17 protein-coding genes, 1 tRNA gene and 1 pseudogene are annotated in these 16,784 nt (G+C 58.1%); 12 read left to right on the forward strand and 7 right to left on the reverse strand.

Annotation, left to right across the window (positions count from 1 at the left end; genetic code table 11):
• Positions 1-64 precede the first annotated feature (64 nt).
• From ACA075_RS11135 to ACA075_RS11150, 4 genes are read left to right on the forward strand one after another with little or no spacing between them, the layout of a single operon-like run.
• Positions 65-2,896 carry a xanthine dehydrogenase family protein molybdopterin-binding subunit gene (locus tag ACA075_RS11135; RefSeq protein ID WP_497298486.1) on the forward strand — a complete coding sequence of 944 codons (2,832 nt, stop codon included), beginning with the start codon at positions 65-67 and terminating at the stop codon, positions 2,894-2,896.
• Entirely contained in the window at positions 2,889-3,428 is a 540-nt protein-coding gene (locus tag ACA075_RS11140) for a (2Fe-2S)-binding protein (protein WP_497298487.1), read from the forward strand. Before ACA075_RS11135 ends, ACA075_RS11140 begins: the two co-directional genes overlap by 8 nt.
• A 2-nt stretch (positions 3,429-3,430) precedes the next feature.
• Positions 3,431-4,666, forward strand: a complete 1,236-nt coding sequence (locus ACA075_RS11145; protein WP_497298489.1) for a c-type cytochrome — start codon at positions 3,431-3,433, stop codon at positions 4,664-4,666.
• 1 nt (position 4,667) lies between these two features.
• Positions 4,668-5,639 (forward strand): XdhC family protein, encoded by a 972-nt coding sequence (locus tag ACA075_RS11150; RefSeq protein WP_497298490.1) that lies wholly within the window; start codon positions 4,668-4,670, stop codon positions 5,637-5,639.
• A gap of 118 nt (positions 5,640-5,757) precedes the next feature.
• On the opposite strand, the gene ACA075_RS11155 is transcribed toward ACA075_RS11150, so the two are convergent.
• On the reverse strand, positions 5,758-7,041 hold the full coding sequence (locus ACA075_RS11155) for an NAD(P)/FAD-dependent oxidoreductase (RefSeq protein WP_497298492.1): 1,284 nt from the start codon (positions 7,039-7,041) through the stop codon (positions 5,758-5,760).
• A gap of 183 nt (positions 7,042-7,224) precedes the next feature.
• On the opposite strand from ACA075_RS11155, the gene ACA075_RS11160 reads away from it, so the two are divergent.
• Positions 7,225-7,301, forward strand: a tRNA-Val gene (locus ACA075_RS11160).
• A gap of 193 nt (positions 7,302-7,494) precedes the next feature.
• A complete protein-coding gene (locus ACA075_RS11165; RefSeq protein ID WP_497298494.1) occupies positions 7,495-7,878 on the forward strand; it encodes a Rap1a/Tai family immunity protein in 384 nt (127 codons plus the stop codon).
• Between the two features lie 8 nt (positions 7,879-7,886).
• Here ACA075_RS11165 and ACA075_RS11170 read toward each other — a convergent pair whose 3' ends face one another.
• Complete coding sequence (locus ACA075_RS11170) at positions 7,887-9,026, reverse strand: tyrosine-type recombinase/integrase (RefSeq protein WP_497298495.1); 1,140 nt, start codon at positions 9,024-9,026, stop codon at positions 7,887-7,889.
• A complete protein-coding gene (locus ACA075_RS11175) occupies positions 9,026-9,259 on the reverse strand; it encodes a hypothetical protein (RefSeq protein ID WP_497298496.1) in 234 nt (77 codons plus the stop codon). Before ACA075_RS11175 ends, ACA075_RS11170 begins: the two co-directional genes overlap by 1 nt.
• Positions 9,260-9,375: 116 nt before the next feature.
• Here ACA075_RS11175 and ACA075_RS11180 point away from each other — a divergent pair.
• Both ACA075_RS11180 and ACA075_RS11185 read left to right on the forward strand, forming a co-directional pair.
• Positions 9,376-10,401, forward strand: a pseudogene (locus ACA075_RS11180) (IS3 family transposase); the annotation flags it as partial.
• Positions 10,402-10,480: 79 nt separating this feature from the next.
• The gene (locus tag ACA075_RS11185) at positions 10,481-10,657 is read left to right on the forward strand and encodes a hypothetical protein (protein ID WP_497298497.1); all 177 of its coding nucleotides are present in this window, start codon (positions 10,481-10,483) and stop codon (positions 10,655-10,657) included.
• Positions 10,658-10,775: 118 nt separating this feature from the next.
• On the opposite strand, the gene ACA075_RS11190 is transcribed toward ACA075_RS11185, so the two are convergent.
• Complete coding sequence (locus ACA075_RS11190) at positions 10,776-12,341, reverse strand: methyl-accepting chemotaxis protein (RefSeq protein ID WP_497298498.1); 1,566 nt, start codon at positions 12,339-12,341, stop codon at positions 10,776-10,778.
• A gap of 191 nt (positions 12,342-12,532) precedes the next feature.
• Between ACA075_RS11190 and ACA075_RS11195 the strand changes: the two genes are divergently transcribed.
• The gene (locus ACA075_RS11195; RefSeq protein ID WP_497298499.1) at positions 12,533-12,724 is read left to right on the forward strand and encodes a hypothetical protein; all 192 of its coding nucleotides are present in this window, start codon (positions 12,533-12,535) and stop codon (positions 12,722-12,724) included.
• A 448-nt stretch (positions 12,725-13,172) separates the two neighbouring features.
• Positions 13,173-13,628 (forward strand): DUF2214 family protein, encoded by a 456-nt coding sequence (locus ACA075_RS11200; protein ID WP_497298500.1) that lies wholly within the window; start codon positions 13,173-13,175, stop codon positions 13,626-13,628.
• Between the two features lie 186 nt (positions 13,629-13,814).
• Here the strand turns inward: ACA075_RS11200 and csrA are convergent, their stop codons facing one another.
• Entirely contained in the window at positions 13,815-14,009 is a 195-nt protein-coding gene (csrA, locus tag ACA075_RS11205) for a carbon storage regulator CsrA (RefSeq protein WP_007938114.1), read from the reverse strand.
• A 250-nt stretch (positions 14,010-14,259) separates the two neighbouring features.
• Here csrA and ACA075_RS11210 point away from each other — a divergent pair, with 250 nt between their 5' ends.
• Complete coding sequence (locus ACA075_RS11210; protein WP_497298501.1) at positions 14,260-14,625, forward strand: SPOR domain-containing protein; 366 nt, start codon at positions 14,260-14,262, stop codon at positions 14,623-14,625.
• 101 nt (positions 14,626-14,726) lie between these two features.
• The gene (locus ACA075_RS11215) at positions 14,727-15,638 is read left to right on the forward strand and encodes a siderophore-interacting protein (RefSeq protein ID WP_497298502.1); all 912 of its coding nucleotides are present in this window, start codon (positions 14,727-14,729) and stop codon (positions 15,636-15,638) included.
• 58 nt (positions 15,639-15,696) lie between these two features.
• Here ACA075_RS11215 and ACA075_RS11220 read toward each other — a convergent pair whose 3' ends face one another.
• Both ACA075_RS11220 and ACA075_RS11225 read right to left on the reverse strand, forming a co-directional pair.
• Positions 15,697-16,386 (reverse strand): endonuclease, encoded by a 690-nt coding sequence (locus tag ACA075_RS11220; protein ID WP_497298504.1) that lies wholly within the window; start codon positions 16,384-16,386, stop codon positions 15,697-15,699.
• A gap of 4 nt (positions 16,387-16,390) precedes the next feature.
• Positions 16,391-16,681 carry a DUF1654 domain-containing protein gene (locus ACA075_RS11225; RefSeq protein ID WP_042932723.1) on the reverse strand — a complete coding sequence of 97 codons (291 nt, stop codon included), beginning with the start codon at positions 16,679-16,681 and terminating at the stop codon, positions 16,391-16,393.
• Positions 16,682-16,784: the final 103 nt, after the last annotated feature.

Raw genomic sequence — 16,784 nt, forward strand, 5'->3', positions numbered from 1 at the left:
CAAGACTCGAGATCCCCAGAACATAACCAGAAGGGCGGACCCATAACCGCCCAGAGGATGATCCATGTCCAACCGTGAAATATCCCGGCGCTCGTTCCTTCAGGGCGGGCTGGTGGCGGGTGTGAGCGTGACGCTCACGCCGCTCAGCAGTCAGGCGCTGGCGGCCTTGATGGAAAACAGCGTGACCGTGCCGTCCGAGCAATGGCTCGGCAACAACGGCAAGGCGCGCTCGCGTAACGATGCCTTGTCCAAGGTTTGCGGCAGCAAGGTTTTTGCCCGCGACATCCGCGCCAAGGACATGCCGGGCTGGCCGCAGCAGCAAGGCCACGCCATGCTGCTGAAAACCACCAAGGCCGATCGCATTTACGCCGGTTACGACCTGACGTGGCTCGGCGCCGACTTGCAGCCGGACCGCATCGTCACCGCCGCCGACCTGGACAAGGACGGCATCGTCTTCCCGGAAGAGCACGCACCGGATCCGCTGCTGCCGGAGGGCAAGGTGCCGATGTTCATCGGTCACCCGGTGGCGATCCTGATCTGGAACGACTTCGAGCGTTTCCGTCAGGCCAAGGCCAAGCTCAAATTCAATGACAAAGCGATTCGTTACGGCGACAAAGTGCCGTTCTACGAAGGCGATCCCTATGGCAGTTTCCGCTACGTGCGGGTGGGCGGCGCGACCTCGGCGGACGAAGATGAATTCGCCAGCCTCAAGGATTCGATCCTGTTCCCGATGCTGAAAAACCGTCGCCCGGTGTGGAATTCCCAACCGAACCTGCACGGCAACCTGACCGAGCGCGGCCTGTTCTACGCCGAGCGCATGAAGCAACAGATCGACACGCCACCCGACAACTGGCTGGTGTTCGACGAGCGCTACAAAACCCCGTCGATCGAACCGGCCGCGATGGAGCCGGACAACGGTAACGGCTGGTACGACCCCGCGACCAAGACCCTGCATTTCGTCGTTGCCACCCAGTGCCCGCTGGAAACCGCGACCGAGACCGCGAAGATGATCGCGCCGTCGCGGTTCGGCCTGGCCAACCTGAACATGCACCCGGGCTACACCGTCGGTTACGGTTCCAAAGACCACAACATTTTCGTGTACTACGCGGCGCTTGCGGCGTTATACGGCGCCGGTGTGCCGGTGCGTCTGGCCAACGATCGCTACGAGCAGTTCCAGAGCGGCATCAAGCGTCACCCGTTCGACATCCGCTACCAACTGGCGGTGGACAAGACCGATCACAGCTTCAAGATTTTCCGCGCCGAGATGAACGTCGACGGCGGTGGACGGATCAACTACAGCCCATCGGTGGCGGCGGTTGGTGCCACGGCGGCGCAATCGATCTATTACATGCCGCAGAACGATTTGCAGGTCACCGCCTACCATTCCCGCGCCGTTGAAGCCGGGTCGATGCGCGGTTACGGCACGCTGCAAAGCATGGCCTCGACCGAGATGATGGTCGATGAGATTGCCGATCGCCTCGGCATCGACGCCATTGATCTGCGCAAGAAAAACGCCATGGTCTCGGGCATGAAAAACACCCAGGGCGCAGTGCCGGCGGGTGCATTGCGCTTGCACGAGATTCTCGATAAAGCCGCCGTACACGAAGTCTGGAAAAACCGCGACGCGATCAAAAAGCAGCGCGAAGCCCAGGACCCGGACAACTGGTACGGCGTCGGTTTTGCCATTTGCCAGAAAGACTTCGGTACCGGTTCTGAAGCGCCGATGGCCAGCATCGAATTCACCGTTGATGGGCACATCACCCTGCGCCACATCGGTATCGAAATCGGCACCGGCATGTCCACCTCGCAAGCCTTGGTCGTGGCGGATTTCCTTGGCATCCCGGCGACTGAAGTGAAGACCGGCGAGACCGAATGGAAAGAGTTGCAGCTGATCACCGGCGGCAACCCGTACCTCATGAGCCAGGCCGAGCAGGACAATGTGCTGCGTAATCCGCGCTGGGTCGGCAAGCTCGCCTCGGCCTCATCGGCGACCAATTCCGCCTACTACTTCAGCCACGCGACCCGTGAAGCTGCGCGCGTGTTGTTCAACCACGGTTTGTGGCCGGCGGCGTTGCAGATCTGGGGCCAGGGCCCTTACGGCGGCCAGGCCAACCCGTATGTGGTGCGCCGTGAAGATGCGCATTGGGTCGACGGCCGACTCACCGCCAACGGCATGCAGCCGTTGAGCTTCGAACAACTGGCCAAACACGCCCACGAAAAAGGCCTGGTGACCGGCGCGACCGTGCACGGTTTCAACCGCTGGAGCTGGGCCGAGGCCGAATTCAGCATCGATGGCGTGCGCGAACGTCTGCCGCTGGATGGCTTGGCGGTGAAGTACGGCGACGGCGCGCCGAGCGTGAAAAAGGCGCAGATGAACAGCGCCGGTTTCCACTTACTGGATCGCCAGAACGTGCATTACCCGGACACGCAGTTGAACAACGCGGCGGTGACTTACTACAGCCCGGTCGCGACGCTGGTGGAACTGAAAGTGAACAAGGGCTCCGCCGAAGTGCAAGTGCTCAACCACCACTCGTGGGTCGAGTGCGGTCGAGTACTGGTGGAAGAACTGGTCAAGGGCCAGCTCGAAGGAGGGATCGCCATGGGCATCGGCCATGCGTTGATGGAAGAGATGCCGCTGTACGAAGGCGGGCCGGGGGAGGGTGACTGGAACTTCAACCGCTACCGCTTGCCGATGGCGCGCCACGTGGCGGTCTGGAAACAGACGGCCGAGATCCTGCCGCCGCTGTCGCCGAGCGATCCATCCAAGGGCATCGCCGAAGTGGTGATGATCCCGGTGGTCGGCGCCATCGGTAATGCCGTGGCGCACGCCATCGGCAAACGGGTCCGCGACCTGCCTATCACTTCTGCACGCATCAAGGAGGCCCTCAATGGCTAACCGTCCGCTTCAACTGACCCTCAACGGTCAATCCGTCGGCCCGGTGGACATCCCTGATGACCTGCCGATGATTGACTATCTGCACGAATACAAAAACCTCACCGGCTCGCGTCTTGGCTGCGGCCAGGGCATCTGCCACGCCTGCGTGGTGATCGTCGACAACCCGGACGGCACCAGCGAAGAAGTGCGCACCTGCATCACCGGTGCGCATTATTTCGAAGGCAAAAAAGTGCGGACCATCGAAGGCCACGCGACCCGCGATGAGCAGGGTCAGGTCATCGAACTCAATCCGATCCAGCAGCGCTTCGTCGATGAATTTGCTTTCCAGTGCAGCTATTGCGCACCGGGTTTCGTGAACGCCGCGACGGTGTTGGTGGAGAAGCTGCAGCGTCAGCCCATCGTCAAAAGCCAGCTGGAAAAAGTCATCGAGGACAGCCTCGGTCACCACATCTGTCGCTGCACTGGTTACGTGCGGTATTACAGCGCGACGCGCAACGTGCTGACCGATCTCGGCCTGGTCAAGGAGGGTTGAGCATGAAGCATTTACTGTCCCGCCTGGCGTTGGCAGTGGGTCTGGCTGCGCCTGTGTGGCTGGCTCATGCGGATGATCAAGTCGTTCGCGGCGCCTATCTTGCCCGTGCGGCGGACTGCATGGCCTGCCACACCGCACCGGGTGGCGCGCCGTATTCGGGCGGTCTGCCGATCGTCTCGCCGTTCGGCACGATTTACGGCACCAACATCACCCCGAGCAAAGAGCACGGCATTGGTTTGTACAACGATGACGAATTCTTCGCCGCGCTCACCGAGGGCAAGCGTCGCGATGGTGCGAACCTGTACCCGGCGATGCCGTACACCTCGTATCACTTGATGCCGCGCGCAGATTCCGATGCGATCCACGCATACCTGAAAACCGTCGAGCCGATCGAGCGTGCAGCACCGGTCACGAGCCTGAGCTTTCCGTTCAACGTGCGCCAGGGCTTGATGGGCTGGAACATGCTCTACGGCAAGGACGTAAAACTGGAACCGGCCGACGGCAAAAGTGAAGCCTGGAAACGCGGCCAGTACATGGTCGACGTGCTCGGTCACTGCGGCGAATGCCACACGCCACGGGGTTTGCCGGGCGCGATGCAGCAGGACAAACGCATGACCGGCGGCCTGCTCAATGGCTATCTGGCGCCCAGCCTGCTGGCCAATGACCTGGCCGCTCGCGGCTGGAATCATCAGGACCTGAGCTCGTTCCTCAAACACGGTATGAGTGCCCAAGGCACGATGTTCAACGAGATGTTCCCGGTGTTCCACAACAGCACCCAAGGCCTCAATGACCCGGACCTGGCGGCGATGGCGACCTTCCTGCTCGGCGATCAACCGCCGGCCGCCAAGGTACTGACCGACGTGCCGCTGGACAAGCTCAGTGCCAGCGCCCAGCGCGGTCGTCAGGATTACCTGAACGTCTGCGCCGGTTGCCACGCGGTCGGTGGCGAGGGCAAGCCGCACATCGCCGTGGCCATGCGCGGCAACACCACGCTGCGCCTGGAAGATCCGCGCAACCTGGTGCGGGTGATCGATGACGGTATCGGTGAGCAGAAGTTTGCCGGGTTCGAGCACATGCAACCCATGCCGGGCTTCGCCGAGAAGCTCAGCCACGAGCAACTCACCGATCTGCTGAACTACCTGCGTCAAGGGTGGGGTGGTCAGTCGGGTGATCTGGCCGTGAGCGACTTGCAGACGTTGCGGGCCGATGCGCCGCCGCTCGAGCACAAGGCGCACTGACATGCAGCATCTCGATCTGCAAGTCGTGCAACGGGCACTGGAATGGTCGATGGCCGAGCAGCGCATCTGGCTGTGCACGGTGCTCGCCACTTATGGCTCGGCGCCGCGTGCGCCGGGCTCGTTGCTGGCAGTGAACACCGACGGTCATTGGATCGGCTCGCTGTCCGGCGGCTGCGTCGAGGAAGACTTTCTCGAACGCGTCGCCGAGGGGGCATTTCTCGATGCGGTCAGCGTGGTCCGTTATGGCGAAGGCGATGATCCGCGTTCTCGTGTGAGTCTGCCCTGCGGCGGCGTGCTTGATGTGCTGGTGGAGAAGCTCGAATCCGGGTGCGAGGTTCAGGCTCATTTGCGGGAACTGGAGTCGGCGTTGCTGGGCCAGCGTCGGCTGATCCGCGAGGTTGATCTGGCGAGCGGTGCGCGCAGTCTGTTCACTGATCGCGAACAGGGTGTGCGCATCGAACGTGAAATTGACAGGGTGCGCGTGCGGATCGGCGCGGCTCAGCGTTTGTTGTTGGCGGGGTATTCCAGCGTCGCTCAGGCGTGCGCGGAGTTTGCGGTTGCCCTCGGTTTCGAGGTGATTCTCTGTGATCCACGGGACGAGGTGCTTGAAGGTGTCGTGCTGGAAAACGTCGAGGTTCGCCGTCAATTGCCGTCGGTATTTATCGCCGACGGCGGCTGCCACAGCGACACCGCGGTGGTGGCCTTGACTCACGATCCGCGCATCGACGACCTGGCGATGATGGAAGCCGTGCGCACCGAGGCGTTTTACATCGGTGTGATGGGCTCCCTGCAGACCTCGCAAAAACGCTTCGAGCGATTGAGCAGGGTTGGTGGTCTGGGAGACGCGGAGTTGGCGCGGATTCACGCGCCCATCGGGCTGAACCTGGGCAGCAAGACCCCAGCTGAAATCGCCCTCGCCGTACTCGCCGACATCCTGCGAATCCGCAGCGGCATCGCGCGGGATCGGCTCTAAAGCCATGCGCTGATCCCTGTGGGAGCCGGGCTTGCCCGCGATGAGGCCATCACATTCGATATCGGTGTTGACTGACCCCCCGCGATCGCGAGCACCCGCAGTGGTTTTGCAGTGTCAGTCAGTACCCGAACTTGTCCCGCAACCCGTAATACCAAGCACCCAGCGCGGCAAACGGTGTGCGCAGCAATTGCCCGCCGGGGAACGGGTAGTGCGGCAGATCGGCAAACGCGTCGAAACGCTCAGCCTGGCCACGCAGCGCTTCGGCCAGCACCTTGCCCGCCAGGTGCGTGTATGTGACGCCGTGGCCGCTGCAACCCTGGGAATAGTAGATGTTGTCGCCGATCCGTCCGACCTGAGGAAGGCGCGACAGGGTCAGCAGGAAATTGCCGGTCCAGGCGTAATCAATCTTCACGTCCTTGAGTTGCGGAAACGCCTTGAGCATCTTCGGCCGGATGATCGCTTCGATGTTCGCTGGATCCCGCGCACCATAGACGACACCGCCCCCGAAGACCAGGCGCTTGTCGCCAGTCAGGCGGTAATAATCGAGCAGGTAATTGCAGTCCTCGACGCAGTAATCCTGTGGCAGCAGACGCTTGGCCAATTCATCGCCCAAAGGCTCGGTGGTGATGACCTGAGTGCCGCAAGGCATCGACTTGGCCGCCAGCTCCGGCACCAGATTGCCGAGATACGCATTGCCGGCCACGATAATAAACTTGGCCCTGACCTTGCCCTGTGGCGTATGCACGACCGGATGCGCGCCGCGCTCGATGCGGACCGCCGGAGATTGCTCATAAATAGTGCCGCCCAGCGACTCGACCGCGGCCGCTTCGCCCAACGCCAGGTTCAGCGGATGAATGTGCCCGCCACTCATATCGAGCATGCCGCCGACGTATTGCTCGCAGGCCACCACTTCACGGATACGCTTTTGATCCAGCAACTCAAGCTGCGTATGACCAAACCGTTCCCAAAGACGTTTCTGCGCTTCCAGATGGCCCATCTGCTTGGCAGTGATGGCGGCGAAAACGCCGCCGTCCTTCAAGTCGCACTGGATATTATATTTGGCGACCCGCTCACGAATGATCCGCCCGCCCTCAAACGCCATTTGCCCCAGCAATTGAGCCTGCTTGGGACCGACGGTGCGTTCGATCACATCAATGTCACGGCTATAACTGTTAACGATCTGCCCGCCGTTACGGCCCGACGCGCCAAAACCCACCTTGGCGGCTTCCAGCACCGTGACCTTGAAACCGTTCTCCAGCAAAAACAGGGCAGAGGACAGACCGGTGTAACCGGCACCGATCACGCAGACATCAGTCTCTACGTCATCCTGCAAGGCCGGGCGCGGCGGAACCGCATTGGCCGACGCGGCGTAATAGGATTCGGGGTAGGGGGTGTTCGCCATCCGGCTGCCTCTGTTTAATATATTTTACGAGTGCATCGATCCTACCCGAGTTAAAAATCGACCGCCAGCCACCGGAAAATCTTCTTTGCCGCAGCGAAATTAAATATTTTGCATATTCATAGGGTTAGCTCGAAAAAAGGTGTTGACACCCCTCCGGAATTCCGTAGAATGCCGCCTCACAGCAGGCACGTAGCTCAGTTGGTTAGAGCACCACCTTGACATGGTGGGGGTCGTTGGTTCGAGTCCAATCGCGCCTACCAAACAAAATCCGCTCTGCTGGGCGGTCTAGAAGGGCTCACCGAAAGGTGGGCCCTTTTTTGTTGTCTGGTGTTTGGGCAAACTTTGGGAATATTTTGGGCAAACGACCACTGGGTTCTAAGTAATGGCTAGATCCACCACAATCGATCGGGCCGCCTAAAAACATTTCACGGTAGCTCATTTAGGGAGGTAATCATGAAGACATGGATAGTAGCGGCGGCAGTGATTTGTGGTTTAACGGCAAACGTAACTGCTCTCGCTGATGATGGTGGGGCGAAGTTTTTTAGTTCCTGCAAAGGTCTGCTTAATTTCTGGGACGGGAAGCCATCAGAGGCAAATTACGATGCAGGTGCTATGGGCTACTGCGTGGGGGTGGTTCACGGTGTCCGTAGTACGTTGCAAATCCTTGGCAGTGAATTAAAAGACGGACATTTACGAGTATGCCTTCCTGAAGATTACATGGAGCAGGCGGGGGTTAGGGCCGTCGTTAAGTACCTTGGTGAGCATCCTGATAAGTTGACGCACAAGGATGTGACTATAACTATGCTTGCGCTCCGTTCTGCATATCCCTGTAAATAGTCGCGGCGCTACACCTTCAGGTCGGCTTTGACCTTCATGTAAACCACCGCGTCATCGCCGTGCCCTGCCTGGTAGTGCTCGGTCATCTTCACATCCGCGTGACCCATCAAGCCCTGTATGTATTCCTGTGCGAAACCCTGCTGCTCGTACAGCCATGCGCCGAGTGCGCGGATCTCGTGGAAGGTGGGTCGCTCGCCGGTAGGCACGTCTTCATAGGCGTTCGAATCATCCCGCGCCTGAGCGAAAGACTTGGTCAGGTAATCCGCCGTCACTGCGTTCCAGTGCAACTTCGCGTCGAGCTGAGTCCGTTTCCGCGCCTTCGGCGAATAGTGGATCAGGTACGGGCAGACGACCGGCGACCGCATGCACTCCATGACCACTTCCCGCAGCGCTTGGCCCATGACAATTTCCAGGTGCACGGGCTTATCGTAGTTCTGCGTCTTCCCGGGCGACACCTTGATGGTGTTCTGCTCGAGGTCCACGGCCGACTTCGGCCACTCCACGATATCTTCCCGCCGCTGAAGACTCAGCAACCCCAGCCTGATGGCGCGTTTCAGCCAGACCGGCGTCCCTTCGTACTCCAAAATCTTGTTCAACCCCTCGACTGTGTGGCGCTGGCGCTTCTTCTCGGCCTCCTTTTTGACCAGGGTCAATTCGGCTGAGTTGCGATCGCACAGGCCCTTGGCCACGGCGAACGCAAACACTTGAACCAGCAGCCCCCGGTGCTTCGTGTAGGCGTTGTTCTCGAAACCATCCAGGTACTCAGCCACCGTCAGCACATCCAGTTGCCCCATCATCAAGTCGCCCAGGTCCTCGCGGTACCGAGCCAGCTTGAATTTGATTTCCTTCAAGGTGCTTGCTGCGTAAGTCTTGGTGGTCAGCCATTCCTTTTCGAAACGCTCCAGGCAACCGCTGAACTTCGGCGCGGCGTCACCGGTGATCATGGCCAGCAGCGAGCCGTCATCAGCCAGCAGCGGCAGCAGTTTGGCGTTGGCGGCATTGGCTAATTTGATGGCCTCAGCCATCGGCTTGTTGATGCTGGTCTTCTTGCCGGTGATCGGGTTTTTGTACTGCCAGTATTTCCCGTTCGGGTACAGGTTCGCTGGAAGGTCCCGGTTCTTTATAGTCCTGGCGCGCGGGGGTGCCATCAGCCTACCTCCAGCATCTTGGCGAGCAACGGATCGTTCGATCCAATCACGGCCGCCTGCAAGTCCACGAAATACATCCCGCCCTTTACCTCTCCTATCACTTCGCCATCCTCAATCCATTTTTTCAACTGCTGCAGACTCGGCTTGCCGCCTGCGTAGCGCAGCTTCCTGTATTCGCCGACCTCCATGAGGCGCGGCAGCCTGGCCGTAATGTAGGCAATGACTTTTGCCATGATGATGCTCCGCGCCGCGTGGCGGCAGAAGGTGGGGTTAGTGTTTGATGATGCGCAGCCGGAGCCCAGGCACATACGTTGGCTCGCCGAGGATGGGGTCTATGCCCGACAAAAACCGACCGTTAACGCCAGAGCAACGCATCAAAGAGCTTGAAGAACAGTTGGCGCTGTCCAATCAGAAAGCGCAGTTTTTCGAGGCGGTCGTCGATGTCTTGAAAAATGACTACGGTCTCTCTGTCGTAAAAAAGCGTCCCGGCAAGTCCTCGCGCAAAAACGAATCCAAAACCTGAGTATCAGCAGGGCTTGCCAGTTCATGGGGATAAGCCGACAGGCTTACTACAAACGCAATCGCGCCGATGCTGCTCGTCTGGTTCTGGATCAGAAAGTTGCCGATTTTGTTCAGCAAAAACGTCAGCGGCAGCCGCGGCTGGGCACCCGAAAGCTGCATTATTTGCTGCATTGCCAGCCTCAACTTGAGCTGAAAGTGGGTCGAGATCGGCTGTTTTCAATTCTGCGCTAGAGGCGTTTATTGGTGGCCCGCAAGCGGGCGTATCACAAGACGACTGACAGCCATCATCGCTTTCGACGTCATCCGAACCTGCTCAAGCCCGGTCCTGATCAGGTTGTTGCAAGCGGCCCGGAGCAAGTCTGGGTGGCTGACATCACCTATTTGCCAACTCAGGAAGGTGTGGCCTATCTGAGCCTTGTGACGGATGCTTTTTCGCGAAAGATCGTGGGCTATCACGTTCATGAAAGCCTACACGCAGAGTCGGTAGCGGGTGCATTGCGCCGGGCGGTGAAACACCGTCGAACGGAGCAGTCGCTGGTCCATCATTCGGATAGAGGCAGTCAGTATTGCTCGGGTATGTACCAGGAACTGCACGCAAAACACGGCATCCGGTGTTCGATGACGGACGGCTATGACTGCTACCAAAACGCCTTGGCAGAGCGTGTCAACGGGATCTTGAAGACGGAGCTTCTGCTTCAGCGACCACAGGATTTAATGCAGGCGAAAAAGATGGTGGGTGAGTCGATATCGATCTACAACCGCGAGCGGCCGCACCAGTCTTTGAAATACAAAACGCCCGATGCGGTGCATCGGGCGTTGGGGTGAAATAGGTGTAAACCTATTTCAGGACTAGACACTGGTGTTTAGCAGTTCCCGGCGCTCACCGACAAACGGTATAGTTCAGTCCGCGAAATTCTTAAGGAGATACTGCTATGGATAAGGCATTTCGAAATCCGATGTTTCTAACCGGCATCCCGCTGGCAATCTGCGGATTCAGCTTTGGCTTGACCGGTCTATTGAACGAAGGCACGTTCAGTTACATGGCGCCCGGGCTGCTCATTCCAGGGCTCGCTTTTATGTTGATCGGCTGGATGCAGAGGAATAAGTGAGCTTTTCGGCCATCGCGCACGGGCCTGTGCGCTGAGCAACGAGCAGATAGCTGTGTTGAAAAGCAGGATTGATCATCCTGCTTTTTCTGTTCCGCTCCCTGATCATTCAGAGCAGGGGTTATCGGTTAAAGCGCTCAACCAGCGAGTATTGAGTTTTAGCCGTCTGCGTTAATTCCTTGGTCACCTCGGCGGAATGCCTGGCCTGTTCAGACGTCTGATCGGCTAGGGTCGCGATGGTGGTGATGTTGCGACTGATTTCCTCTGCGACAGCTGATTGCTCTTCAGTCGCGGCCGCTATCTGGGTTGTCATATCGGTGATGTTGGCGACGGCTTCGCTGATGCCGATCAGGGCTTTATCGGCCTCCAGCACCCACGCAACTCCTTCTTCGGCCTGGCGCTGGCCGCTTTCCATAGTCTTCACGGCATTGTTTGAAGAGACCTGTAGCTTGGAAATCAAGCCGTGAATCTGGGTCGTCGACTCGGTTGTTCGCTGGGCCAGTTGGCGCACTTCGTCTGCGACGACCGCGAAACCTCGACCCATTTCTCCCGCGCGTGCAGCTTCGATTGCGGCATTGAGTGCCAACAGGTTTGTTTGATCGGCAATGCCTTTGATCACATCGACGACCGTCCCGATTTCGTTGCTGTCTTTAGCCAATTGCGCGACGGTCTGGCCTGTCTCGCCTACCACATTGGAGAGCCGCTGAATGGCATCGCGGGTGTCCCGGGCGACGTCGCGTCCACGGCCTGTCAGCACGTTGGCTTCCTGGGTGGCGTCGGCGGTGCGCTGGACATGGCTTGCGACCTCTTGCGTGGTAGCTGCCATCTGATTGACGGCGGCCGACACCTGCTCGGTTTCGATTCGTTGGCGATCAAGTCCACGGGAGCTGTCGGAGGCAAGGGCGTCAGATCTCCCGGCCAGACCGGTGAGCTGCTCTGCGGTGTCTTGTAACCGTGTCAGGCAAGTCTTGAGACGTGACGCCTGGCTCACGAAGGCCGTTTCAAGACGCGCCTGATGACCTCGCTCGTCGCTATACATTTGCGCGATCAGTTGGTCGGAAGTGGAAGCCTCTGCCATTTCCAGCAGATGCAGTGCACCGCGCTTCTGCCGGCGCGAAGCAATCAGCCCCATCGGAGCCGATACACCTACGGCTACCAATGCTGCCAAGGGAGGGCTGAGTAAAACACCGCCCAAAGTCCCCGCCAAACCCATGGCCAGGAACGGCAGCCAGTCCATCAAGACGGGTTGCCATTTGTCGCTGCCAGGAACTGCTGACTTGCCCCGGCTGATTCGTTTATAGAGGGCCTCAGCGCGGCGGATTTGATCGATGCTCGGTTTCACCCGGACCGACTCATAACCAACGACTTGGCTCCCTTCAAAAATGGGCGTGACGTAGGCGTTGACCCAGTAGTGGTCGCCGTTCCTGGAGCGATTCTTGACGATACCCATCCAAGGGTTGCCTTGTTTTAGGGCACTCCACATATGGGCGAATATGGCGGATGGCACGTCAGGATGACGAACGATGTTTTGAGGGGCGCCTATCAGATCTGACTTGTTGAAACCGCTGATTTCTACGAAGGCGTCGTTGCAGTAAGTAATGACCCCTCGTGAGTCCGTTGTCGAGATGAGTTTCTGTTGAGGCCCAAGGGCAACCTCACGTTGTGTAACGGGTTGATTATTTCTCATCTGTGTTGCTCCTATGCCCTGAACCAGAGACATCGGCAAGAATTTGCAGAAGGTTAACGAGTCCTTGGAAATGAACCTGTCGTGCGTCGGAAAGTTTATGTGCCGGCGCGTTTGCGTTGGTCTCCAGCGACTGAGGTTGTCTGCGATTCAGGCGTAAGATATCGGTGCTACCTCACCAAAAGGAGCCGCATATGATCGCCGACCAAATGAACAAACAGGCGTCCGAGGACAAGGCTGTTTGGGATCAATACTTCTGCGCTGCGTTGATTGCGGAAAGCAACCTGACGGCCCCGGTTGTAGGAGGGGCTACTCACGAGGACAGGCAAAACCTGTTGATCGAAAGAGCCAAGGCGCTCGCTGACAAAATGATGGAAAACAGATAATAACCAGAGCCCAGCCCTAGTGCTGGGCTCTCTGTTTCGCTCTGAAAAAGCGTCAGTTACGACACTGGCTTTTGCAGGCTTGATCATGGTCCACAAAAATAGTGTGGATATTTAAGCACTTATGAAATTTATTAACCGAACGGTCCTCAAAATATATTGTTACAAGTGTCGGTTTTAGGTAAGATTGCTTCGCGTTCACCACCACGGTTTATGCATTTTTAAGTCCCAAGCTTCCATCAGCTGCTTGGGATTTTTTTTTGCCTGTAATTTGTCCTGGTTCGTTCGAACATCATTAGGACCGCTTCAACCATCCCCCCTTGCTTTAAAAAAAACGCCGATGTGCCGTCCTGCGTCTATGGAAAATGCTCAGTGCGAACAGGGCGAATCCTGGTTTTTTGGACTACTACTGACTGGCCAAACTCAAACTCAGTCTAATGGGAGTCTTTAGATGCTGGTTCATTGGTCGCTTGCGGCAATTCACCTGCTGGCTTTTGCCTTGGGGTTCTGGGCGGTACTGATGCGGGGCACGGCATTTCGCCAACTGGCTGCCGGAGCGGGGGAGGCTCGTCGTGTGTTGATGGCCGATAACCTGTGGGGCATCTCTGCCGTCCTGCTCTTGGTCACAGGTGGGATGCGGGCCTTCGGCGGGTATGAAAAAGGTACGGATTACTACCTTCACCAACCCTTGTTCCATCTCAAAATGACGCTCTTCGTGCTGATCCTGCTGCTTGAGGTCGCGCCAATGATCACGCTGATCAAATGGCGGATCGCGCTGAGCCGTGGCGCGGCGATCGATACCGGGCGCGCGAAGCTGTTTGCACGGATCAGTCATGTCGAGGGGCTGCTGGTGTTGCTGATGGTCGTGGCGGCCACGGGCATGGCGCGCGGCGTGACGTTTGGTTAGCCGAGTCTGATCACGTTCTTCCTCGGGGATAATCCGAAACGTCTGACAGTCAGGGCAGGGGGCGTGCCGTTAATATCGGCTTCATGTTTTTGGCAGGAAGGGGCGAACGGATGGCGATACGACGCTTGAATCTTTAGCCAGCCGTTGTCCGGGACTGAACGGGCTGGCTACTGACTGCAACAGGATTCAGGGAGTTTGTGGCTTGTCCGGGGCGGTCAGGCCAGCCTGAATACGTTGGTAGATTTCTTCGCGATGCACTGCGACGTCTTTCGGCGCGTTGATGCCAATGCGAACTTGCTGGCCGCTCACGCCCAGAATGGTGATCGTAATGTCGTCACCGATATTTATGCTTTCACCGACTTTGCGGGTGAGTATCAGCATGGTCTTCTCCTTGATTGCTTTGTAGGGCACCTGATTCGAACAGTGCAGAGGTCGGTGGTATGTATAGATTAGTGCGAAGTCTCACGGTTTGGGTGCCTCTTTCTGACGCGCAGATGCTGCATTAATTCCCAAGGCGTAACTATACAGAGGCCGCAACCATCATTCTCGTTGTTTTGCGCCCATTTTGCGGCACTCGGGAAGTATTCATGAATGCTAAAATCGCCGCTTTCAGCATTCAGAGGGACACGTTGTGCGCAAAATGGTCTTGGTAATCGCAGTACTGGCACTGGTTGGATGCGATCAAGGTAAGGGCGTTGACGCTCAAAAGCCGAAGCCGGCAGTCGTTTCCGCACCTGCGGCAGTCACCGGGCCGCAATGGGATGTCGAAGTGCGAGGCGAAACGCCCCAGGCTGTCAGCGACTTGAGCGGCTGGCTGATCGAACACAGCTTTGTGTCCAGCATCGTCAAGGAAAACGGCAAGACCCGGATTCTGCTCGGACCATTCAATTCGAAAGCCGAGGCCGATGCCAAGCAGGCCGAGGTGGCTGCGGCGCTTACCCGGGCCAAGAAACAGAACATCGAAGTGCTGGTGCTTGAGCGTCCCGTAGCCCAGTAACAGCCGTTTTCGCGCAAGCCTTCTGGCGAAGCCCCTTAAAGGGGATCCACATTGACTCGTCTCTAAGCGTAGTCACTGTCGATTCCCAGAAGGAGCTCTCCATGGCCTCCGCCACCCCTTACAAAATATTCGACGCAGTCCTGGCGCACAAAAAGACCCTCAGCCCGCATTTAATGCGCGTGACCCTGGCCGGTCCGATGGTCACCGAAATGGCCACTTGGGCGCCGGATCGGCGCGTCAAACTGTTCTTTCCAGCCGAAGACGGGTCGCCTGCCAGACTGGCTCATGATCAGCATTGGTATGCGCGCTACCGTTCTATGCCGGCCAACCAGCGTCCGGCAATGCGCACTTACACCATCCGGCATCTGCGGGCCGAGCAAGGCGAAGTGGACATCGACTTCGTATTGCACGGTGAAGCCGGTCCGGCCTCCCGTTGGGCAATCCGGTCGGTAGCGGGCGAGTCAATCCAGATTGTCGCACCTGATCGCCGGTTTTCAGCGCAAGACGCGGGAGGTTTAGAATGGAAGCCGCCTCACACGCTCAAGCATCTGTTACTGGTGGCCGATGCCACGGCATTGCCTGCCGCTCTTGGCATTCTGGATGAGATGGCTGTCTTGGCCGAGCCGCCGACGACTCAGGCATTTTTCGAGGTGGACAGTGCAGAAGACGCGTTGCCGGTTCCTGAATGGCCTGGGTTGTCTGTGCGGTGGCTGGTCCGGGATCATTCCAGCGGTAAGGTGGCAGGTGCGCTGATGGTCGATGCGGTCCGTCGGGCGGAGCTGCCGGTTACTTCTTCGCAGGCTCACGAATCAGTGGAGCTGGCCGAGGTCGATGTCGATGAAGAGGTTCTCTGGGAAACCTCCGACTCGACTGGCGACGGTTTCTACGGCTGGATCGCCGGGGAAACGGTGGCCGTGATGAGCCTGCGCAAGCACTTGATCAAGGAGCGCGGCATCGCTCGGGAGTCACTCAATCTGATGGGCTACTGGCGCTACAACAAAAGCGGCGGATAGAAACGTAAAAAGGCCTCGGGCATAAATACCCGAGGCCTTTTTGGTTTTCTGCGGTCGATCAGCCGCAGGCTTTCATGTCCACGGGCCCGACAAACTCGTTGCCGCGACCCATCACGCACGCCACGCTCTGGTTACGCTGGCGTTCCCAGGCTTCAACCGGATAGGTCTTGTTCCACGCGTCGTACAGTTGCCGGTCCTGTTTCGACAGGCGCAAACCGTACTGTTTGCTCATGTAGAAATACGTCCGGGCGATCATTCCGCGAATGGAAGGGCGGGGCATGACCTTCTTCGCCTTGAAGTCGACCTGGGTCAGGCACGAGCCATATTGACCCGATTGCACCGGCAGCCAACCGAAACTGAAGTTACTGCGATCACCGTTCACCTCGCCGATGCTCGGCACCAGGTTGTGCAAATCAGCCTCGGCCTTTTGATAGACCGGATCGTAGCGCGTGCAGTTCTTGCGCCCGCCTTCTTGCCAGCACTGACGCTGATGGCCGATCTGCCAGGCGGGAACGATGTGCTCCCACTCAATGCGGGCAGCGCGCTTGGCATTCTTGCGCGGTACATACCCACAGGCTGCAAGGTTGACCTTGTTGCCGGTGTATTTGCAGCCGCAATAGAACTCGGTGGATTGCGGCTCGTAAAGCTTCCAGGCGACTTTCTTGGCTTCGTTGAAGGTGCGTGGGGCGCCGGCCTGGGCGCCGAGGGTGATGAACAGGAACAGCAAAGCAAACCAGCGGACACTCATTGACTCAATCTTCCTTCGGCACAACCCAGAAAATCTGCACACCGCCATCGTCGCGATAGGCGAGGGTGACGTTGTCGTTCTCATCAATTTCTTCGAGCAATTGCTCCCACTCATCCACAGGTTCGTCCGGTAAACGGAAGATCAGTGCGGCTTTGGCTTTCTGAGCGGTGGGGGAATTGATGATTTTCTGAACACGTATGCCCATGCGTTGATAGGCATCAGGAGAAGCAGAGGTGGAGGCCACGGAATTATCCTTATTAAGCTGTACGTGCATACAGTATTTAACTGTAGGCATTTTCGCAACTGCTTAAAATTCAAGAAAATCCTCTGACAGCAGTTTTTTCCGTTTGGTGTAGGAAGAAGGGAAAATTTTTATCGGAGTATCAGACAGGGTATGA

The sequence above is a fragment of the Pseudomonas sp. LBUM1663 genome (assembly GCF_059695905.1).

Coding starts and splice junctions, on each gene's coding strand:
- ACA075_RS11135 (WP_497298486.1), top strand. CDS start 65: ATGTCCAACCGTGAAATATCCCGGCGCTCGTTCCTTCAGGGCGGGCTG.
- ACA075_RS11140 (WP_497298487.1), top strand. CDS start 2,889: ATGGCTAACCGTCCGCTTCAACTGACCCTCAACGGTCAATCCGTCGGC.
- ACA075_RS11145 (WP_497298489.1), top strand. CDS start 3,431: ATGAAGCATTTACTGTCCCGCCTGGCGTTGGCAGTGGGTCTGGCTGCG.
- ACA075_RS11150 (WP_497298490.1), top strand. CDS start 4,668: ATGCAGCATCTCGATCTGCAAGTCGTGCAACGGGCACTGGAATGGTCG.
- ACA075_RS11155 (WP_497298492.1), bottom strand. CDS start 7,041: ATGGCGAACACCCCCTACCCCGAATCCTATTACGCCGCGTCGGCCAAT.
- ACA075_RS11165 (WP_497298494.1), top strand. CDS start 7,495: ATGAAGACATGGATAGTAGCGGCGGCAGTGATTTGTGGTTTAACGGCA.
- ACA075_RS11170 (WP_497298495.1), bottom strand. CDS start 9,026: ATGGCACCCCCGCGCGCCAGGACTATAAAGAACCGGGACCTTCCAGCG.
- ACA075_RS11175 (WP_497298496.1), bottom strand. CDS start 9,259: ATGGCAAAAGTCATTGCCTACATTACGGCCAGGCTGCCGCGCCTCATG.
- ACA075_RS11185 (WP_497298497.1), top strand. CDS start 10,481: ATGGATAAGGCATTTCGAAATCCGATGTTTCTAACCGGCATCCCGCTG.
- ACA075_RS11190 (WP_497298498.1), bottom strand. CDS start 12,341: ATGAGAAATAATCAACCCGTTACACAACGTGAGGTTGCCCTTGGGCCT.
- ACA075_RS11195 (WP_497298499.1), top strand. CDS start 12,533: ATGATCGCCGACCAAATGAACAAACAGGCGTCCGAGGACAAGGCTGTT.
- ACA075_RS11200 (WP_497298500.1), top strand. CDS start 13,173: ATGCTGGTTCATTGGTCGCTTGCGGCAATTCACCTGCTGGCTTTTGCC.
- csrA (WP_007938114.1), bottom strand. CDS start 14,009: ATGCTGATACTCACCCGCAAAGTCGGTGAAAGCATAAATATCGGTGAC.
- ACA075_RS11215 (WP_497298502.1), top strand. CDS start 14,727: ATGGCCTCCGCCACCCCTTACAAAATATTCGACGCAGTCCTGGCGCAC.
- ACA075_RS11220 (WP_497298504.1), bottom strand. CDS start 16,386: ATGAGTGTCCGCTGGTTTGCTTTGCTGTTCCTGTTCATCACCCTCGGC.
- ACA075_RS11225 (WP_042932723.1), bottom strand. CDS start 16,681: ATGCCTACAGTTAAATACTGTATGCACGTACAGCTTAATAAGGATAAT.